This is a genomic window from Phyllobacterium phragmitis (assembly GCF_002980495.1).
In the GTDB taxonomy this organism is placed as follows: Bacteria; Pseudomonadota; Alphaproteobacteria; order Rhizobiales; family Rhizobiaceae; genus Paramesorhizobium; species Paramesorhizobium phragmitis.
This window is the reverse complement of sequence record NZ_PVBR01000008.1, coordinates 165,692-184,761: the sequence shown is the minus strand read 5'-3', so window position 1 is coordinate 184,761 and position 19,070 is coordinate 165,692. Positions and strand designations below refer to the sequence as shown.

General features: G+C 61.8%; 14 protein-coding genes and 1 pseudogene. 10 read left to right on the top strand and 5 right to left on the bottom strand.

The genetic code is table 11. The annotated features are described in order from the left end of the window. Complete coding sequence (locus tag C5748_RS13175; protein WP_105742389.1) at positions 1-2,088, bottom strand: hydantoinase/oxoprolinase family protein; 2,088 nt, start codon at positions 2,086-2,088, stop codon at positions 1-3. Between the two features lie 209 nt (positions 2,089-2,297). Between C5748_RS13175 and C5748_RS13170 the strand changes: the two genes are divergently transcribed. The 7 genes and pseudogenes from C5748_RS13170 to C5748_RS13140 all read left to right on the top strand — a co-directional run bounded on the left by C5748_RS13170 (position 2,298) and on the right by C5748_RS13140 (position 11,579). Beyond that, a complete protein-coding gene (locus tag C5748_RS13170; protein ID WP_105742464.1) occupies positions 2,298-3,416 on the top strand; it encodes an NAD(P)/FAD-dependent oxidoreductase in 1,119 nt (372 codons plus the stop codon). Between the two features lie 503 nt (positions 3,417-3,919). Next, complete coding sequence (locus tag C5748_RS13160; RefSeq protein WP_105742387.1) at positions 3,920-4,546, top strand: GntR family transcriptional regulator; 627 nt, start codon at positions 3,920-3,922, stop codon at positions 4,544-4,546. Between the two features lie 257 nt (positions 4,547-4,803). Then, positions 4,804-5,802 carry a biotin synthase BioB gene (gene bioB, locus C5748_RS13155; protein ID WP_105742386.1) on the top strand — a complete coding sequence of 333 codons (999 nt, stop codon included), beginning with the start codon at positions 4,804-4,806 and terminating at the stop codon, positions 5,800-5,802. Further along, positions 5,799-6,208: pseudogene (locus C5748_RS13150) on the top strand (aminotransferase class I/II-fold pyridoxal phosphate-dependent enzyme); the annotation flags it as partial. The gene bioB and the pseudogene C5748_RS13150, both read left to right, overlap by 4 nt. Before the next feature lie 3 nt (positions 6,209-6,211). Next, entirely contained in the window at positions 6,212-7,756 is a 1,545-nt protein-coding gene (locus C5748_RS29315; RefSeq protein ID WP_342588360.1) for an ABC-three component system protein, read from the top strand. Continuing rightward, positions 7,753-8,448 (top strand): ABC-three component system middle component 1, encoded by a 696-nt coding sequence (locus C5748_RS13145; RefSeq protein WP_105742385.1) that lies wholly within the window; start codon positions 7,753-7,755, stop codon positions 8,446-8,448. The genes C5748_RS29315 and C5748_RS13145 overlap by 4 nt, the downstream gene beginning before the upstream one ends. After that, positions 8,445-11,579, top strand: coding sequence for an AAA family ATPase (locus C5748_RS13140; RefSeq protein WP_105742384.1), 3,135 nt, complete (start codon positions 8,445-8,447; stop codon positions 11,577-11,579). The genes C5748_RS13145 and C5748_RS13140 overlap by 4 nt, the downstream gene beginning before the upstream one ends. A gap of 87 nt (positions 11,580-11,666) precedes the next feature. On the opposite strand, the gene C5748_RS13135 is transcribed toward C5748_RS13140, so the two are convergent. From C5748_RS13135 to C5748_RS13120, 4 genes are all read right to left on the bottom strand, one after another. Further along, the gene (locus C5748_RS13135) at positions 11,667-13,133 is read right to left on the bottom strand and encodes a hypothetical protein (protein ID WP_105742383.1); all 1,467 of its coding nucleotides are present in this window, start codon (positions 13,131-13,133) and stop codon (positions 11,667-11,669) included. A gap of 573 nt (positions 13,134-13,706) precedes the next feature. Next, positions 13,707-14,111 carry a DUF2442 domain-containing protein gene (locus C5748_RS13130; RefSeq protein ID WP_105742382.1) on the bottom strand — a complete coding sequence of 135 codons (405 nt, stop codon included), beginning with the start codon at positions 14,109-14,111 and terminating at the stop codon, positions 13,707-13,709. Next, complete coding sequence (locus tag C5748_RS13125) at positions 14,104-14,343, bottom strand: DUF4160 domain-containing protein (RefSeq protein WP_105742381.1); 240 nt, start codon at positions 14,341-14,343, stop codon at positions 14,104-14,106. The genes C5748_RS13130 and C5748_RS13125 overlap by 8 nt, the downstream gene beginning before the upstream one ends. A 201-nt stretch (positions 14,344-14,544) precedes the next feature. Continuing rightward, positions 14,545-14,904, bottom strand: coding sequence for a hypothetical protein (locus tag C5748_RS13120; RefSeq protein ID WP_105742380.1), 360 nt, complete (start codon positions 14,902-14,904; stop codon positions 14,545-14,547). A 133-nt stretch (positions 14,905-15,037) separates the two neighbouring features. Between C5748_RS13120 and C5748_RS13115 the strand changes: the two genes are divergently transcribed. Genes C5748_RS13115 through C5748_RS13105 form a run of 3 tightly spaced genes read left to right on the top strand, consistent with a single transcriptional unit; the run spans position 15,038 to position 18,422 of the window. Continuing rightward, positions 15,038-16,609: a recombinase family protein gene (locus C5748_RS13115; protein ID WP_280953482.1), complete on the top strand. Its 1,572-nt coding sequence runs from the start codon at positions 15,038-15,040 to the stop codon at positions 16,607-16,609. After that, complete coding sequence (locus tag C5748_RS13110) at positions 16,609-17,505, top strand: plasmid partitioning protein RepB C-terminal domain-containing protein (protein ID WP_105742378.1); 897 nt, start codon at positions 16,609-16,611, stop codon at positions 17,503-17,505. Before C5748_RS13115 ends, C5748_RS13110 begins: the two co-directional genes overlap by 1 nt. After that, on the top strand, positions 17,502-18,422 hold the full coding sequence (locus tag C5748_RS13105; RefSeq protein ID WP_105742377.1) for a plasmid partitioning protein RepB C-terminal domain-containing protein: 921 nt from the start codon (positions 17,502-17,504) through the stop codon (positions 18,420-18,422). Before C5748_RS13110 ends, C5748_RS13105 begins: the two co-directional genes overlap by 4 nt. Positions 18,423-19,070 lie beyond the last annotated feature (648 nt).

Genomic DNA, 19,070 nt, shown 5'->3' with positions numbered 1-19,070 from the left:
TTACTCCGCAAAGGTGAGATGAATGTTCATGTGGCGGTCGACGCGAGCTTCGGCGCCGGCGGGAATAGCAAAGGTCGTGTCGTCCTGTGCCACCACGGCCGGACCGCTGAAGTGATCTCCGGGGTTGAGCCCATCGCGACGAAAGAGGCCTATCTCCTCGACAGCGCTACCGATGTAGACCGGGATCATCCGTTCGGGGGAGGCAACGCTCGCCACCTCTTTCGACGCCACCGGAAATTCGAGGACAGGGCCCGCGCCGATCGCCGAAAGCCGCAGGTTGACGAGTTCGACCTCGCCCTCCGGATCAGAAAAATCGTAGAGATGGGCATGCATGGCGTGGAACGCCGCCTCCATTGCCGGACGATTGCCGTCGTGGATCCACGCCGGCTCGATCGGCACCTCGATCTCGAAGCTCTGTCCAAAATAGCGCATGTCGGCCGATATCCTGAGGTCGGCCGGGCCCTCGTGCCCCTGTGCGGCAAGCCAGACCCGGCCCTCGCATACGAGAGCGTAGAGGGCTTCGCGCAGCACGGGAGCCGCCTCTTCTGCGAGCTGGACAAAGACCGTGCGAATGAAATCGCCGCGCAGGTCCGCGACCAGTCCCCCCAGTGCCGAGACGACGCCGGGCCGGGGCGGAGCAATGACCTTTGCCATGCCGAACTCGCGCGCGAGGAATGCGCCCAGCATCGGGCCGCCGCCGCCAAAGGGTATCAGCGTAAAGTCCCGGAGATCGACGCCTGCGCGCGAGGCGAGCTTTTCGACCTCGACGAACATTTCCGAGATCGCCACATCGAGGATCGCCCGGGCAGCCGCCTCCACCGGGCGGCCGATCCGGGCCGCAAGCCTGGCAACCGCCGCACGCGCCAGACTCACGTCGATCTGCAGCTGACCATAGGCCATCTCACTGTGACCGAGCCAGCCGCAGACCGTCATCGCATCCGTCACCGTCGGTTCGCTGCCGCCGCGGCCGTAGCAGGCGGGGCCGGGTACCGAGCCCGCCGATTCCGGGCCGACACGCAGCACGCGGTGCTGATCAACGCTGGCGATCGAACCGCCGCCGATGCCGATCGAGCTGACCGATACCGAGGGAATATGCAGCGGGAATTCGCCGATCAACTCTCCGGTGCCGAATTGCGGCTCGCCGTCAATGATGAGTGCGAAGTCGGCGGAGGTGCCACCAATGTCGAGGGTCAGCACCTGCCGCTCCCCAGCTCGCCGGGCAAGCCACGCTGCTCCGATCACGCCCGATGCCGTTCCAGAGAGAAGCATCTGCACGCAGGAGCGCTTGCCCTCCGCCGCATTCATCAGCCCGCCGTTCGACTTGGTGAGAAGGGCGGGAGCCGTGACGCCGCGCGACGTCAGCCTCTCCTCGAGAGCGGTGAGATATCCGGAGATGCGGGGATGGACATAGCCGTTCAGGATCGTCGTCGTGGTGCGCTCGTATTCGCGGATCACCGGCCAGACTTCCGACGACGTGAAGACAAACAGCTCCGGGGCAAGCCGCTCGACCTCATGTTTGACGGAGATTTCCTGGGCGGAATTGCGCCAGGCGTGCAGGAAAGAGACGATGATGCCGGCAGCCCCCCTCGCCTTCGCGGCCGCGACGGCCTCTGCGACGGCTGTCATGTCCGGCGCGCGTGCCTCGCTGCCGTCGGCCCGCAGGCGCGCCGGAATGCCGAAGATCATGTCGCGCGAGATGAGCTGATCCGGACGCGCGCAGAACAGCGAATAGACATCGGACATTCTCAGGCGCGCCAACTCTATGACATCCTCGAAGCCGGCATTGGTCAAGAGCGCAAGCGAGACGCCGCGCCGCTGGATGACGGTATTGATGCCGACCGTCGTGCCATGCACGAAGCGGCTGATTGCCGCCGGGTCCAGGCCCTCACGTTCGGCGAGGAGCGTCAGCCCGATCATCAGTTCCGCGCCCGGATCGTCGGGCGCCGTCAAAACCTTCAGAGAGGTCACGCGGCCGGATCGTGCCTCCAGCGCACAGAAATCGATGAAGGTTCCACCGATGTCTACCCCCACCTTCCAGTCCTCGCCACCGGCCCGGTCTGTCGAGGCCGCATTCGTAGCGCTTGTCATGTCCAGTCCTTTCGCTGCTCTTGCAAAAAGCTGGCACGGCTTGGCGGCCGAGGTCCAAGATCGAAACGGTGGGCGACCATAAGTCCCGCTTATACTCTTGGGTCGATGCCCCATAGGCCGCACTTATGGGCGGCATGCATTCCCGACTTTGACTTCCATCGCCCATCCGCACACAGTCTGAGGAGGGCATGAAACCGGAGGAATTCTGCGTGAACGTCATCGTGCTTGGCGGCGGGCTGATGGGGACCGCCTCGGCCTATTTTCTTGCCCGGCGCGGCTTGAAGGTGACACTTGTCGAACGCAATCGGGTGGGCAGCGGGGCGACCGTCGCTTCCTTCGGCAACATCCGCAGGAGCGGCCGCTATCTGCCGCAGCTTCCGTTGGCGCACCGCTCGCTGTCCCTCTGGCGCAAGGCCGAAGCGATGCTGGGGCAGGATGTCGAGTTTCGCCCGACCGGCCACCTGCGCCTCGTCTTCGGTAAAAATGGGCTTGCATCGATGCGCTCGTTCATCGATGCAGCGAGGCCCTGGGGACTGGTCCTCGACGAGATGGAGATGCGTGAAGTCCGCGCCCGTTTTCCGGGCATCGGCCCGGATGCAATCGGTGCGTCCTTCTCACCCGGCGACGGCAGCGGCAATCCCCGTCTGATAGCACCCGCCTTTGCTGCAGCGGCAAGAAGTCTCGGCACCGAGATCGTCGAACAGGTCGAGGTCGGTTCGATCACGAAAACCGCCTCGGGGTTCGAGGTGGAGACCTCCAGGGGCAGCATCGGCGGGGAAGTCCTGCTCAACACCGCCGGGGCCTGGGGTGCGCAGATCGCCGCCGCGTTCGGGGAGCCGGTGCCAATCGAGGCGCGCGGTCCGCAAATGGGTGTCACGGAACCCCTGCCACACCGCATCATGCCCGTTGTCGGCGTCTGGGGCGGAGACGGCATCGAAGGCTATTTCCGTCAGGTCGAGCGGGGGAACATCGTGTTCGGCGGCGGGGTCGAGCGCACCCAGGTCGCGCTCGACCCAGGCCACGCGAAAGCCGATCCGGCCAGCCTGCCGCGACAGCTTCTCGTGCTGCTGCCGCTTCTGCCCGCACTGGCGAAGGTTTCCGTCATTCGCACCTGGTCCGGCTGCGAGGGCTATGTGGCCGACGGCCTCCCTGTGATGGGACCGTCGGCGACCACGCCCGGTCTATTCCACGCCTTCGGATTCTCCGGACACGGCTTCCAGCTCGGCCCCGGTGTCGGCGACGTGATGGCCGAGCTTATCGCCAAGGGGCGGACCGAAACGCCGCTACATGATTTTCGCATCGAGCGCTTTGCAGAGACCTCCTGCTAATGCAGTGAAACCTCGAGCAATCTGTTCTGAGTATGAGGCCGACGGACGCAAGTTGGGAACGGAACGCCGCATGACCTGAAGCCAAAAAGGACCGCCAACCTTTTAGTAGTGCAGCCACACTTACTCGGGTGGTTTCCCGGTATTCTCAGGCACATAGATCATGCGACCGTCGGAGGCGGTAGGTGATGTCGGCGCGCGCACCCTGCCCTTCGCCCATCTTTCCGCTGGCTTCGTAGCGAGTACGGCTGGAGCCGGAACGTTCACGTCCACCAGATTGACAGCAATCTTTCGTCGGCAAGGCAATGCTCTGACCGACTTCTCGCGGCCCTCCTGGCCGAGCAATCCGAGCTTGCCCACCAGATTCTCAAAGACCCCTATACGTTCGACTTCCTCTCGCTACGTCCAGAAATGCTGGAGTGCGATCTCGAGCGCGGTCTCATCGAGCAGGTTTCGTCGCCGCTTTACTGCTCGACGGCGCCATCCATCCGAATTATCTATAAAACATGATAAAAGCGAAAGACGACACGATCGCCGTGCAGATCAGCAAGGTGCTGGCAGATCGAATTATCGCAGGGAAACTCGAACCGGGTTCCCGGCTCGGGCAGGAGCATATCGCCGAGGAATTCGGCGCGAACCATGTGCCGGTCCGGGAGGCATTCCGGCGTTTGGAATCCCAAGGGCTGGTCGTCAGCGAGCCCCGCCGAGGCGTTCGTGTAGCAGACTTCAGCCTTGAGGAAGTCCGGGAAGTCGCCGAGATGCGCGCGGCGCTCGAAGTCCTGGCCCTGCGCAACGCCATGCCGCATTTGACAAGGGCCATTCTCGACCAGGCAGAGGAAGCCAACAGGACCGGCGACCGCGCCCGTGACGTTCAGGCATGGGAAACGGCAAACAGAAGCTTCCACCGAACGATCCTGAGTCCTTGTGGGATGCCGCGACTGCTCAAGGCCATTGAGGACCTGCATACGGCAAGCGCGCGCTTCCTCTTCTCTGGCTGGCGGGCTGAATGGGAAGCCCCCACCGATCGTGATCATCGCACGATCCTCGATGCCTTAAGGGCTGGCCAGACGGAAATCGCGGCGTCCGCGCTCGCCCGCCACATCCAAACGATCGGACAAAAAAAACCCCAATAGGCGGCTGCTTCGACCCACGACTGACCACGAATCCCGCCGTCTCCGCGCTAGCTATTGCCACGACCGCGTTTCTACGTATTATTTTAGCGATAGAGAATCGAAATTATAGATAATTTCTGAAAGCCGATGCGGCGAAGGTGGGCAAATGGACCGCCCATCCATTCGCTTCAATATCGGACCGGACTTCGTCCTTCGGTGCGGCAGATGGCTCGCCTCGAGCGGGATGGCCGGTAAAACGTCCCCACAATGGAGAGCGCATGAACGCCGGATTGGACCCGCACCCCAACGTAGAACCGCTCAATAGGACACGACGCCAATGGAGCCGCGAGGACGCCGAGGCGATCTATGAATTGCCCTTCAACGACCTGATCTTTCGAGCGCAGACCATCCATCGCGCGAATTTCGATCCGAACCGGGTGCAACTATCTCGCCTGCTTTCGATCAAGACGGGCGGATGCCCTGAGGATTGCGGATATTGCAGCCAATCGGCGCATCACGAATCCGGCCTCAAGGCCTCGAAGCTGATGGAAGTGAAGCGCGTTCTGACCGAAGCCAGGAAAGCGCGCGCCGCCGGCGCCACGCGCTACTGCATGGGGGCCGCCTGGCGCAGCCCCAAGGACCGCGACATGGATGCCGTGGTCGCGATGATCGAGGGTGTCAAGGATCTCGGCATGGAGACCTGCATGACGCTCGGCATGCTGGATCTCGGCCAGGCGCAGCGCCTGAAGCAGGCTGGCCTCGACTATTACAACCACAATATCGATACCTCTGAGCGCTATTACAACGAGATCATCACCACCCGCACCTTCGCCGATCGCTTGGACACACTCGCCAATGTCCGCGACAGCGGCATCAAGGTCTGCTGCGGCGGCATCGTCGGCATGGGTGAGGAGAAGGCTGACCGCATTGACATGCTGGTGACGCTGGCCAACCTACCCGAGCACCCCGACAGCGTGCCGATCAATATGCTGATCCCGATCGAAGGAACGCCGCTGGGCGCGGCCGAGCCGATCGAGCCGATCGAGTTCGTGCGCACCATAGCGCTTGCCCGCATCACGATGCCGAAGTCGCATGTGCGCCTGTCGGCCGGGCGCACGGCGATGAGCGACGAGATGCAGGCGCTGTGCTTCTTCGCCGGCGCCAACTCCATCTTCGTCGGCGACACGCTCTTGACCGCTGAAAACCCCGAGGAAGACAAGGACAGCGCTCTGTTCCGCCGTCTCGGCATCCAGCCGATGGAGCGCGACGCCCAGTGAACAGGCAAGCTTTGCTCGACCGCTACGAGGTCAGCCTGCGCGGGCTGGCCCGCAAGAACCGGCTGCGTTCGCTGAGCCGCCGCGCCGGGCTCGATTTCGCTTCCAACGATTATCTCGCCCTGGCGAGCAGCGAGCGCATGGGCGATGCGGTTGCAACCGCATCGCCAACGGCACGCCTGTCGGCGCCACCGGCTCGCGCCTGCTGCGCGGCAACGACCCCGAGCACGAGGCGTTGGAGGCCAAGGCCGCCGGCTTCTTCGGCTCCGAGCGCGCGTTGTTCTTCGGCGGCGGCTATCTCGCCAACTTCGCCGTGCTGACCACCCTGCCTCAGAAGGGCGACTTGATCGTGCTCGACGAATTGATCCACGCCAGCGCCCATGAAGGCGCGCGTGCCGGCCGGGCCGACGTCGTGGAGGTTGCGCAGCAACTCCGTCCCGGCGTGCAGCTGACGTTTCAGACCCAGCATGCAGAGCTGTTCGACGTCTCCACCGCAACGATCAACAGGCTCGCCGCCTATCTCACCATCAAGGCTTGTGCGGGCGACGCCCGGCGCTCCTTCCGGCATTTGCATTGCGGTGTCGTCGCCCGGATTGACGCGCCGGATCCAGCACCGGTGGTCGCCCCCTTCTGGCTCGATTGCGCCGGGGAGACGGTAGCGGCGGATGCGGTGATCATTCGGCGCGGTCCCCAGCGGGATGTGGTGCGGGCACCCTTTGCGCCGCACTTGGCCAGCTTTGATGTGACGCATAAGGAATGGCTCGCTCGACACGGCGAGGCGACACTTGTCCCGAAATTGTCAGGACCGGCACGTGCTTTGTTCCGGGAGGCGGCGCGTAGCGCGAATGTCCTCGCGCCGCGGCTGCAGCGACTGGCGGCCAACCAGCTTCCCATATCGGTGCAGCTGTTACGCGAAGGCGCCAACATTCGCTGGTCGGGCGCGATCGCGGCGGACCAGCTCATACGATCTTGGAGCGAGCAACAGCCTTTTGAGATCATCCTGCCGGATGGTCCCGAGGCGCTTGGTACTGTCGCCGGTGCTGCGCTGCGGGTCGCATGCCACAGCAGCAATTGCCGGCTCCACGCCGCGCCTGGCCTGTGGAGTCAGCTTGTCCGCGAGCTCAGCCTAGAATCGCCGCATGCCGAAGGCATGGCGATGCCGGCGATCGTCGACGGCAATCCCGGCGGTGCAGCCCAAGATCCGGTTTCGCTGCCGCCCGATATTCTTGCGCGTCGTATCCACCGGTCGCTCGACAGCTGGCTGCTAGAACGTTTGGACGCGCATCTCCAGCCGTTCTTCGCCAGCAATGCCGATCCCGGCCGGCCAATCAACGTGAAGATCGCGCAGGATCTTCGGGCGGCCATGGCCGCAACCTGGGCGGTATGGCATGCGTCGTTCACCGACGACCCGGCGCTGTTGAACCATTTCCTACGCCTGATGATCTGTGCGGTCGATGAGGACGATCATCGCGATGCGGCGCAGATTCTCGTCGGACCCAGCAAATGGCCAGTGATCCTGCGCGGTACCGCGGTCGCGCTAGCCATCGCTGCAGCCTGGGACGCTACATCGCCGAAAGGCGCGAGGCCGGGCAATCTGGTTCGTCTGCGCAACGGTGACAGCGAATGGGCCGGTCATGGCTGCGCGGCCGATATGATCAACGGTGACGAGATGTCACTGTGTGCCGCATCGTTCATGTGGCAAACCCAATTCGTCATTCTCGTCGTTAAAAATGCCATTGAGATCAGCCGAGTCGCCGAGCGGCCGTTCGCGCAGATTGAAACTGACCAGCCGGGGCTCAGCGATACGGATGGCTCTGGTCCGGTGATCATGTCGATCAGTCGCGATTTCATCGACGCGGCGGCGGCGGGCCTCACCGAGCTACGCGCTCTGCTAGCAACGGTAGAGGCACGGCACTTCGAGGCGCTCGAAAAGAGGATCATGAAAGGCGCGGCATGACGGATACTGCGACTCAGTCACCTGGGCTGGCGGATTTCTCTGACCGGCTGCGCAAGGCGGCGCTGGCGCTCGAGCTCGAGGTTGAGGATCGGCCCGAACTGGCGAGCGCAACCTTCAACGGCGGATCGACCAAGTCGACGACGCTCAGTCCGACCGATCTGCCGGCGGAGAGCCATGCGATCCGGATCGATCGCTTCAACATCGTGCTGGGTATCCTCCCCGACGTCGCTGCCATGGAAGCGGTGATCGAGACGCTGAGGCGTTGCCGCAACCAATGCGTCGTCGCGCGCTCGTTCCTTGGGACCAACGAGACGCTGGATCTCCAGCTGATGCTGTTGGGACCACGTGCGAGCGAGCGGCAGGAAGCCTGGCGCGCGATGGCGTTGATGGTCGAGCGCGATGACCGTGTTGCTCGCAAGCTGGCGTGGCTGCGACCCGAAGACCCGTTGAATGACGACGAGAGTTTCGCCGACTTTCTCAAGCGCACCTTCCTCGCCCGACCATGGGTTCATGCTGAAGGTCAGTTTGAGAACGTGGCGCTTGATGAGCTGAGCGGCACCGGTGCGACGGCGCCGGGTCTACCGCGGACAACGGCGGACGAATGGGAGCGTATCGCGCTCAACGAGAAGAAGACGCCGGATGATATTGTTGCGGCGTTAGTCAAGTCCTGGGGGCGGAGGGGTCAGGCATGAGCGATATTTTCCTCTCCCGCATCGCGATCCATGATTTCCGGACCTTCGGCGACTTTGCGATCGACATTCCGGCGGCGCCCGGTCTTGTTCTGCTCACCGGCACCAACGGCTTGGGAAAAAGCAGCTTCTTCGATGCGATCGAATGGGGACTGACCAGTAAGATTCGGCGGTTCGAACCATATATTAGCAACGGCCGCAAAAAACTCGTCGAGAAGGACTATCTTACGCGCCGGGGCGCCGAGCCGGATTCGCATAGCGTCACGCTGACCTTCTCGGACGGCAACGCCGTCAAGCGCAGCGCCACCGGCGGTACGGCGATGGCGAACATCGTCGCGCAACTTGCGCGGCCCGACCGCCGCACAATTAACGATCTTGGGACCTATCTCGCCCTCACTCATTTCCTTGGCCAGGCAGCGCAGCAGCGGTTCACCAGCCGCGACCCGCAGGACCAGTGGCAGGCGCTCAAGGGGCCGAGTGGCATTGATCGACTCGAGCGTATTCGCGCGGGACTGCGCGGGCGACCGACCATCGCTGCATTCACGCGCCGGCTCGACGCCGAACAAGGCGTCGTCGTCACGCTCGATCGGCAGATCGCGGACTGGCAGGGATGGATGACGCGCCTTGAGCGGCTTCGCGCGGCTGCCCGCGCCACCGGAGTGCTGACGGCTGACGAGGTCGCTGCGCGGATCGATCAGCTCGAGAATGACCTTCAGCAACTCGCAGCGCGCCAGCCGCTAGTTGTCACCATAGAAGGCGTCGGGCAGCGCCTCGCGGCGCTTGGCGATATGATCCGTGAGGCGCTGCGTACCACCGGCGAACGCAAGGCAGAGCTGGAGGGGCTCTCGGCGCTGCCGGTGCAGTTCCTGGTCAGTCAGGCCGAAGGTCGGCTAGATCACCCGAGTCTCGTGCGGCTGCGCAGCGTGGTGAACGATGCGCAGGCGCGCTTAGATCGGGCCTCTCCGCTGGTAAGCTCGGCCAGCGACGCGGTGACCGCGCAGAACGCCGCGATCGCCGCGATCGACCAGAATATCGCCGTACTTGACGCCGCGCGTATCGATCTCGCCTACCGTGACCAGCTGGCCGTATCGATTTCGACCGAGCAGCAGGATCGGGCGTCGCTCACCGAGGCGATCTCGGCGCACCGCATGACGATCGCGGAAGCCGACGGGGCGATCAGCCAGCATGGCGAGGCCAGTGCCCAAGTCGCGCGGCTGCGAAGCCTCGCCGCATCCGCCCGCGCGCTCAACGAGTCGATGGCGGATTGTCTCGATCTCGAAGGCAAGTCCGGGGCCGCCCAGGCCGCACTGACGCAGGGACGCGAAGCCGCCGCGCACGCAGCAATCGAACTGGCGCCGCTCGAAGCGCGGCTTTCCGATCTCGACAGCAAGATTGCCGACGCCGAACGCGAACGCGCCGAGGCCGATCGCCATGCATCGGCGATCAGCGCGGCTTTGTCGCAGCTTGCCAGCCATATCCATGAGGAAGATACCGACTGCCCGGTGTGTCAGACGCGGTTCGAACCGGGCGCGCTCAAGGCGCTAGCCGATGCTGCCGCATCAGGCAGCGACCATCGTCTCGCGCAAGCCGATGACGCGCTGGAGGCGTTGCGGAGCAACCGATCCGCGCTCAGCGACGAAATCCGTCGCCTTCGCGGGATCGTGGCGGCGGTCGAGGGGCTTGAACGGGACGCGAGGGCAACCGCTCACGCCGTGACAAATGCACGCTCCAGCGTTGCCCAAACCCTCGCTACCAACCCCGATAGCGACCTTGCCGCGCTTGCGGCAAGCCGGGCACGCGATGCGGATGCCGCATTGGCAGCGGCAGAGGCAGCGCTGGAACCGCTGGCTGCGAACGCGGCGGCAGCAACCGAAAAGCGGCTGAGCATTGCGGTTAATCTCGACGAACTAATCGCGCGAGACAATCAGCTTGGCACCCGGCTGGCAAAGTATCAGGCAGAGGACAAGGCCTGCGCCGATCGCATCGCCGCACGCAATCTGTCGAACGCAACGATCGGCGACATTGAGGCGAGATTGACGGCTGAGCGCGAGCGCGGCGAAGGCGCGCGGGCTCGTCTGGCACAGCTGGGCGAGGCGGCGACCACCGCCTCTGCGGACGTCCAGCGCGAGCAGGCCGCGCTCGACCTCGCACAGCGCGACCTTGCCGCGGCCGAAACAGCCCGCACAACCTCGGAACTGGCGGCGCGGCAGATGCAGCAGCGCTGGACCCGCGCTGGTCTCAACGACATTCCGAGCCAGACTGAATATGACCGCGGGCTCGCCGCCATCGACGCCATTCTTGCGGGTTTGCGGTCACTGGCCGAACGCCAGCTCGTCCTTGCCCGCGAAAATGAGGATGCGCTTCTCCAGAGCGAGATCGACGAAATCGTCGCTTCGATGCGGGCGACTGGAGGCGACGATGGTGTTCGGGATCCGGTGGCCTATCTGGCCGCGCTCAAGACCAAGCTCGAGGCAGCGCGGGCGGCGGTCAAACTCACCACCACGGCACGCAGTGCGGTAAAGCGCTACTCGGAAGACCTTCAGAAGCAGGCCGACGATTTTTCGGCACGCGTGCTAGACCCGCTCAATACGGTGATCGACGATTTTAATGAGGCGATGCTGAGCACGCCCGGTGAAAGCGTTCAGTTCAAGGCCGACACCAGGGTCGATGCGACCAGTTTCGGCATGGCGCTGCGCTACCGCGAGAAGGTCGACAATGCGATCGAGACGAAAAAGGACTTGCCGCCTCAGGTCGTGCTGAGTGAAGGCCAGCTTGCCGCGAACGGTTTCAGCATCCTGTGCGCGGCGAGTACCGCCTATCCTTGGTCACGCTGGCGCGCACTGCTGCTCGACGATCCGCTGCAGCATAATGACATCATCCACACTGCCGCTTTTGTCGACGTGATGCGCAATATGGTCGAATTGAACGGCTATCAGCTGATCATGTCGAGCCATGATCGTGGCGAGAGTGAGTTCATCGCGCGCAAATTCGATGCAGCTGGTCTGCCCTGCTCCACGGTCCTGTTGACGGCGCCCTCGGACAAAGGCGTGGTCTGGAACACGCCGGAACATAACAAGGCCGCGACACGAATATTGCGCAAGGATTCGCAGTCCGCCAGCGTCAGCAGCGCCTGACACGGCTAAGACGAGCCGAGCCGGAACGTCCGCTTTCGGGAGAAGGTAAAGGTTGCCCGAGTGTCTGAGATGGGGCGCGGGCGCAGCTCAGCCTGAAGGGCGGCTCGGATCATCCAGCCAGGGCAGCAGCTCGGGGATGCGGTGTTTGAAGGGATATTCCCGCAGGATATCGCGGTTGGCAGAGCTTGCGACTGAAAGCATGAACCATTTCTTCTCCCCCGACGCGATTTCGCGGCACGCCGCGAGGAAGCTTTCGGCGGTCCCGTTCTGCAATGAGTATTCGACATCGTCGATCTGGCAGAAGGCTATGTCCCGCCGGTCGATATCCTCGATGTCGCCTTCGGCATTGGCGAGGATGTGGGCCGCAGCGACGACCTTCTCGGCCTGCTTCGCCGCCATCGTCAGCCAGCTGTCCGCTGTCACGATCACGCCTTGGCACGCGAGGTCGACCGACAGGTCGCCCGTGAGTCCGCGCCTTGCGTGCGAGAAGAAGCGCCAAAGTTGAAACATGCCTTTCGCGAGCTCGTCGAACCCGAGCGCGGCGCTTGCGACGGGGTCGTCCGCGAACCGGGCGTCGAAGCTCATCCGCTTGGCCTTGCACTCGACAGCGGCGACGATTCCCGTATCTCTGGCAACAAGGATATCCGGCGTTCTATGCCGCGCCTTCTTCGGGCCATATTCCTTCTCGCCCGTGACTAGATATGGCTCCAGCATCGCCTGCAGATATTCGAGCACATAGGTCTCGAACCGTCTGCCGATGTCAGTCCAGACGGACGGCCCCCCCTGCACTACATCAAGGTAGAGCCCCGAGGTGTAGCGGTGCATGATTAGGTCGGGAATCGGTGCGCGGAGTCGCTCACCTTGATCCCCGAACGCTAGGATCGGGAAGTCTCGCAGGATGCTGGGACTATAGGCAGTATGGCGCTTCCCCCGTCGCATCCGGGCTGTGAGAGTGCGCGCCTCAGCGTGCAGAATCGCAGTCCTCGCTAACGCCGCCTCGCGCATGGCAGGCGTGACGCCGATCGTAGATAAGTCGCGGGAGCGGTCGATGAAGCCGTTCTTGCTCAGAGCTGCGTAGAGGTAGGTTGCGGTCTTCACGAAGTCGGGCAGCGAGGTGCCGGCATTGACCTCGAAGTACTCGCGGGCAGTCCCAGTCCCGTAGAGCAGGATCGAGCGGTAGAGATGTGGTGCGTTGACCACGCCGCGCTGCCATGGGAACTGGCGTTGGGCTATGCGGGCCATCTCGGAGAACACATCGTGGCTCTCGAGGAATATACCGTCTTCGGCGTTCTCGAGATGGACGAGGACGGAATGCAGGGTCTTGAGTGTGCGGAACAATTTCGCGTTGAGGAGCCTGGTTCGACCTACACCGAACCCCTTGGGCTTCGGCGTCGCTAGTAATTCATTGACCAGCGTTTCGAGCGACCACAGCGGAATGTGGTAGGGCGAGCCCAGCTCCGCGCTGACAGCTTCGGGGGGAAGGTCGCGGACAGCGCGAAGCGCCTTCTGGTTGCCCGATTGGACAGCCACCACGGCCGAGATGAGCGAGATCATGTCTTCATCAAGGCTCTGTGAAATTAACCGACCGAGCTTCCTGCGATATATGTCCCGACCAAGTCTCCCCATATAGTGATATTCGCACGCACGCAGGCCCAGCGCCAGCGATGTAAGCCTACGCCCTAGGCATCGCCCACGGGTTGGGTACCGGAATTCCGGTCGATCTCAATCGCCCCCCGACCAACACTGTCGCAATCCATCAATGTTGGACTTTCGATGCCAGCCGAACCTAGGGCAGCTTTCGAGGTTAGCCTACTGTGGTACGAACGACCGAAATTGGGCGCAAAGCTGCCGTCGGCCCGGGCGAAAAAGCGGAGGCGGTCAGGCGTTCTCGTTTTTTGGAGGAGCTACCATCACCCGGGTCACGCAAGAGGTCGGTCGGCGGCTGCCTAGAAACGGTCCAAACCTGATTTGAACCTACCGATTCAAGGGGATAGCGTGTCGTAGAGGATCGTAGAATAGAGCGGTCTGGCGTGCTCTAGAGTGGTTGCGGGGGCTCGCAACACCCGATTCCTGCGATTGATCGAACATGAGATACCAAAACTGGCAGCGTAAGCGATCAAGCTCAGCTTAGCTTGCCGTTTTACGGGGGCGACCACCTTTCGCCCCGTTCGCGCGAGCGGCAGCGGCCTTAGCCTCGGACCTGGCCTGTCCGGCGCGACGGGCCATCCAAGCTTTAGTGCCGAAGATACCGGCCATCAGGCCAGGCAAGGAAAGATCGACATCCAACGCCTCCCAATGCAATCCATAGCCTTGGCCAAGGATTTCTACGGCAGCGAGTTGGTCGTCGGATCCATCCTGGAGCCCTTGAGCCAGACGCGGCGGAAAGGCGAAGGTGCAGCCGTTCTCGAGATCGACGATCACACGACCGGAGACCCGATCATAGCGCGCTGCGGCAGCACGCGGCTCGTTTGCGCGCGCTGCCCGGCCCCGCTCCAGGGCAGTGTCGATTGCGGTATCAGTCAGTTCAGCCATGTATGTCTCTCCAACGAGCCAAAAAATCGGCCTGCTGCTCGGCCACCACATTCATCGCGCGGCGTACTTCATTGCGTTTCATGCCTTCGGCCCAGATCAGTTCCGGCCCGCCATCGGCACCGATCAGATTGACCTTGGCGTGACCGTCGCCAAACACATGCACATGGGCCGGCTCATGGTCGTCGGTGAAGATGACGATGCGCAGGCCGTACGCACGGTAAATCGTGACCATGAAACCAAATAACCTATCATGATGGGTTTTTCAAGGATTCATCGGAAAAATAGCTGATTCTCCGGAGGATCGTGGCATGGATTGCTCCGACACACTGTTCTTAAGCACCGCCTTGGCACCCTTCTGCTGCCGGTGCAGAAAAGCCTAAGGATTTTTCGGCTGAGCGACACGAAGCAGGAACGCCTCTATCGACTGGGTATTTCACAGTGCGCCATTTGTATCTATCGCATTGAGCAATTCAACGAGCATTGGTCGTACGCTGTTCCAGCGCAATCCTACCGATAGTTGAGGACGACCTGCCGCGAGCAGAAAGCACATCAGCACCGCATCCGAATGGCGCGCAATGGCTACCAGATGATAGCCGCTGGGAGCATGACTTGCTGCAAACCAGTGTTTCACGGTCCTCTCGCTCGCACCGGTCCAGCGCATCACAGTCTTGGTTGCCTGATGTGTTGTCCCGAGTTCGTTTTTCAACGCCGCGGCCACAGCTTGCCTGAATTCATCGTCCCTGCCCTGCCTTTGTGGACCACGGTGCAACTTCTTGCCCTTTTTCGGAAACATATTTCCGCTCCTCAGCAGTTAGACTGATGACGATGCGGAGGCGGCAGGCGCGACCCTGGCCGCCATCATTGTGGCAAGTCGAGGTGTCGCGTGGCGTTTCCTCGGAACCAAAGCCGAGTGAGGACGCAACGTCGTGGCCGAACGGAATGGACATCACTCCGATAACGAGGCGCAGCCAGAAAAACGCGTCCGCGCCGCGGAGTACGTCCGGATGTCGACCGACCACCAGAAATACTCGACCCAAAATCAGGCCGACGCGATCCGCCAGTATGCAGCCGCTCGAGCAATCGACATTGTAAAAACCTATGCCGATGAAGGTAAAAGCGGCCTTAGCCTCGACGGGCGTGACGCACTGAAACGGCTTATAGAAGATGTCGAAAGCGGACAGGCCGAGTTCAACACTATCCTCGTTTATGACGTAAGTCGCTGGGGCCGCTTTCAGGACGCAGATGAAGGCGCCTATTACGAGTACATCTGCAAGCGGGCCGGAATTAGCGTTCAATATTGCGCGGAGCAGTTCGAGAACGACGGCAGCCCGATCGCGACAATCGTCAAAGGCGTCAAGCGGGCGATGGCCGGAGAACACAGCCGTGAGCTCTCGGTCAAGGTGTTTGCCGGTCAGGGCCGACAGATCGAGTTGGGCCATCGCCAAGGTGGGCCCGCAGGATACGGGCTGCGCCGCGCACTGATTGACCAGAATGGCGCCTTCAAGGCCGAGCTTGCTCATGGCGAACACAAGAGCATCCAGACTGACCGTGTCGTTCTGATTGCCGGCCCCGACGCCGAGGTCGCCGTTGTGCGTAAGATCTATCGACGCTTCGTCGAAGACCTCATCCCCGAGCGGCAGATCGCAGACGAACTCAACGCCCGCGGCATCGTCACGGATCTTGGCCGACCTTGGACAAGAGGCACGGTGCACCAAATCCTGATCAACGAAAAATACATCGGCAACAATGTGTGGAATCGTGTCTCTTTCAAGCTGAAGAAGAAGCGCGTCCGCAACAGCCCGGACATGTGGATCCGTGCAGATGGCGTCTTTCCTGCGATTGTCGACCACCACCTTTTCGATGCCGCGCAAACGATCATTCGAGAGCGATCCTTCCGGCTGTCCGATGAGGAGATGCTGGAGGCGCTGCAAAAGCTCCGCCAGGATAAAGGCCTGCTCTCTGGCTTGATCATCGACGAGGCAGAGGGACTGCCTTCAAGCAGCGCCTATAGCTCGCGGTTCGGGAGTTTGCTTCAGGCATACAAGCTGGTCGGCTATACGCCAAAGCGGGACTATCGGTATGTCGAGATCAACCGTCACCTGCGTACCCTTCACCCCGACGTCCTTACCAAAATCCTCGGCTGTCTGGAGGCGGTCGGGTGCCAGTTCCATACCATCCCCGAGACCGAACTTATTTCGGTTAACGGTGAACTCACCATATCTGTGGTGATCGCGCGATGCCATCATACTTCCGGCGGCTCCTACCGCTGGCGCCTGCGCTTCGACGCTGGCCTTCAACCCGACATCACCATCGCTGTCAGAATGGACGCAGCCAACAAGACCCCACTCGACTATTACCTTCTGCCGCGCATCGACATTGCTTCCGAAAAGCTGAAGCTCGCCGAGGAGAACGGCCTCGCCCTCGACGGTTATCGGTTCGAATCCCTCGAACCCTTCTACAACTTTCTGAGGCCCGAGATCGTTACGGAGGCTGCCTGATGTCTCGCACCGTCAATCAGCATATCGAGATGATCCCCATCGCACGGATCAACGTCCTCAACCCGCGAGCCCGAAACAAACGGGTGCATCGGGAGATCGTCAGCAACATCGAGGCGGTGGGTCTGAAGAGGCCGATCACCGTCAGCCCACGGCCCAGTTCAGGGCCGATGCGTTATGATCTTGTCTGCGGAGAGGGCAGGCTCGAAGCCTTCCGGATGCTGGGTGAGACTGAGATACCGGCCATCGTAGTCGATGCCTCCGAAGCTGAGTGTTTCGTCATGAGCCTCGTGGAGAATATAGCGAGACGGCAGCACAGACCGATTGACCTCATGCATGAAATTGGCAGCCTGCACAAACGAGGCTACTCCGATGCCGATATCGCGCGAAAGATCGGAGTGACGGCGAGTTACGTCAACATGATCGTCGTCCTTCTCAACAATGGTGAGGAACGGCTGGTTTCCGCCGTCGAGACAGGCCTCATCCCAGTCAGTTTCGCGATCGATATCGCCCGTGCGGACCACAGTGAGGTTCAAAACGTCCTGATGGACGCCTACGCTGCCGGCAAAATCAAGGGTAAGAAGGTTGGAAAGGTGCGTCGTATGCTCGATCAGCGTATGCAGCGCCACAAAAGCATCAAGGATAGTGGCCTCGGCAGAACCCCGCCGCGCCGCAAGATCACGGCGGCTGATCTGATGCGGCTATATCAGAACGAGGCAGAGAAACAGCGCATCCTCGTCAAGAAGTCTGACTATGCCCAAGCTAAGCTTCTCTTCATCGTGGAAGCGCTCAAAGACCTTCTTTCCGACGAAGGCTTCACGACGTTACTGCGAGCCGAGCGGCTGGAGACGATGCCGCGCGCTCTCAAGATGCGGATCGAAGGAAGGGCGCTATCATGACTGGCGAAAACAATGGGTCCGGCGTTCAGCTCGGATTTGAGCGCGATATCGTCCTGCTGAAACTCGCTCAGATCATTCCGCTGAAGTCGCTGCGTCCCGGTGCAAAGGAGAGCAAGAAGTATACTCAGATTCTCAGCTCGGTTCGAGCGATCGGGCTGGTCGAGCCACCTGTCGTAACGCCGGACCCCAAGCAACAAGGTACTTTCTTCCTTCTCGATGGTCTGCTGCGTATCGAGGCTTTGAAAGACATCGGCAGCGATGAGGTCGAATGCCTCGTATCGACTGACGACGAAGCGTACACCTATAACAAGCGCATCAATCGGCTATCAGCAGTCCAGGAGCACCGCATGATTGTCCGTGCAATGGACCGTGGTGTTCCTGCTGAACAAATTGCCCAAGCCCTTGAACTGGATGTGAGCACCATCCGACGCCGGTTCCGCATGCTCGATGGAATCTGCTCGGAAGCCGTTGAGATGCTGAAGGAAACCAACTGCCCGATGCAGTCCTTCGAAATCCTGCGGCAGATGGCACCGATCCGGCAGGTCGAGGCTGCCGACCTGATGATCGGGCAGAACAACTTCTCGACTATGTTCGCAAAGGCGCTGTTGGCGGCAACACCTGAAAGCCAGTTGGTCGACCCACGCAAAAAGAAGCCAACGCGTGGCAACCCAGTTACTTCGGAACAGATTGCCCGGATGGAACGGGAACTCGCGAGTCTGCAAAGCCAGGTGAAATCGGTCGAAGAGAGTTTTGGTATAGACAACCTGCACCTGACGGTGGCGAAGGGCTACGTCACAAAGCTGCTCTCCAATCCGCGTGTGGCGCGCTGGCTGGAGCAGAACCGCCATGAGTACCTGAGCGAGTTTCGGTCGATTGCTGAGATTGACAGCATCGGCATGAGGCCCGCTGCGGAATAGCGTTGGGGACCCGGACCCGATAAGCGCGGGGACCGCGGGAGACGCCGCACTGTGGGGCGGATCGAGCGCGGCGATGGGAATGACGGCGAACCCGTTCGGAGCCCGTCAGGCTGGCTGAGTTTTCGCTGGCCGTGCGCCGGTCGATTATCGGTGCATGACAAAAACGGGCGTGCCAGTCGAGCGCATAGCTGCGATCCTGGCACGCCCGTTCAGCGTAGCCAATCGTTTAACGTGCTCCATCGAAAGTTTGCGCGAGTAACCAGTTCGAATCCCTCCCGTTTCGCCAAACACCGCCAATTGCCGCACAAACTGATCGATTACAGATTTAATTACCAACTAGATAGATACTTTGGCTATGAGGCGTGGTTCTCACAAGCGGGATAGCTCTACCGGTATACCGCCGATCACACGCCACAGTCCCCTTCGCCTCTATCAGCGAACAGGCTTAGGCATGGCCGTATCGGGGCCGCAACCAGACAGTCGGCTCCCAGCGGCCGCCCTTGAGTTGCGGACATCCCGGGCGGCTTGGGCATCGTCGTCACAGAGCCCATTGCGGCCATTCCCGAATAGATTTTTCTGCCGGACAGCGGACGTTCAGGTGAACCAGCCGGTTGAGTCCCGAGCAGTTGTTTCCCCTCCACGCCTCCT

Excerpts from the sequence above, each read along its gene's own strand:
- C5748_RS13125 (WP_105742381.1), bottom strand. The coding sequence starts at position 14,343 with ATGGTCACGATTTACCGTGCGTACGGCCTGCGCATCGTCATCTTCACC.
- C5748_RS13145 (WP_105742385.1), top strand. The coding sequence starts at position 7,753 with ATGACGGATACTGCGACTCAGTCACCTGGGCTGGCGGATTTCTCTGAC.
- C5748_RS13160 (WP_105742387.1), top strand. The coding sequence starts at position 3,920 with ATGATAAAAGCGAAAGACGACACGATCGCCGTGCAGATCAGCAAGGTG.
- C5748_RS13120 (WP_105742380.1), bottom strand. The coding sequence starts at position 14,904 with ATGTTTCCGAAAAAGGGCAAGAAGTTGCACCGTGGTCCACAAAGGCAG.
- C5748_RS13110 (WP_105742378.1), top strand. The coding sequence starts at position 16,609 with ATGTCTCGCACCGTCAATCAGCATATCGAGATGATCCCCATCGCACGG.
- C5748_RS13135 (WP_105742383.1), bottom strand. The coding sequence starts at position 13,133 with ATGATCTCGCTCATCTCGGCCGTGGTGGCTGTCCAATCGGGCAACCAG.
- C5748_RS13175 (WP_105742389.1), bottom strand. The coding sequence starts at position 2,088 with ATGACAAGCGCTACGAATGCGGCCTCGACAGACCGGGCCGGTGGCGAG.
- C5748_RS13105 (WP_105742377.1), top strand. The coding sequence starts at position 17,502 with ATGACTGGCGAAAACAATGGGTCCGGCGTTCAGCTCGGATTTGAGCGC.
- C5748_RS13130 (WP_105742382.1), bottom strand. The coding sequence starts at position 14,111 with ATGGCTGAACTGACTGATACCGCAATCGACACTGCCCTGGAGCGGGGC.
- C5748_RS13140 (WP_105742384.1), top strand. The coding sequence starts at position 8,445 with ATGAGCGATATTTTCCTCTCCCGCATCGCGATCCATGATTTCCGGACC.
- bioB (WP_105742386.1), top strand. The coding sequence starts at position 4,804 with ATGAACGCCGGATTGGACCCGCACCCCAACGTAGAACCGCTCAATAGG.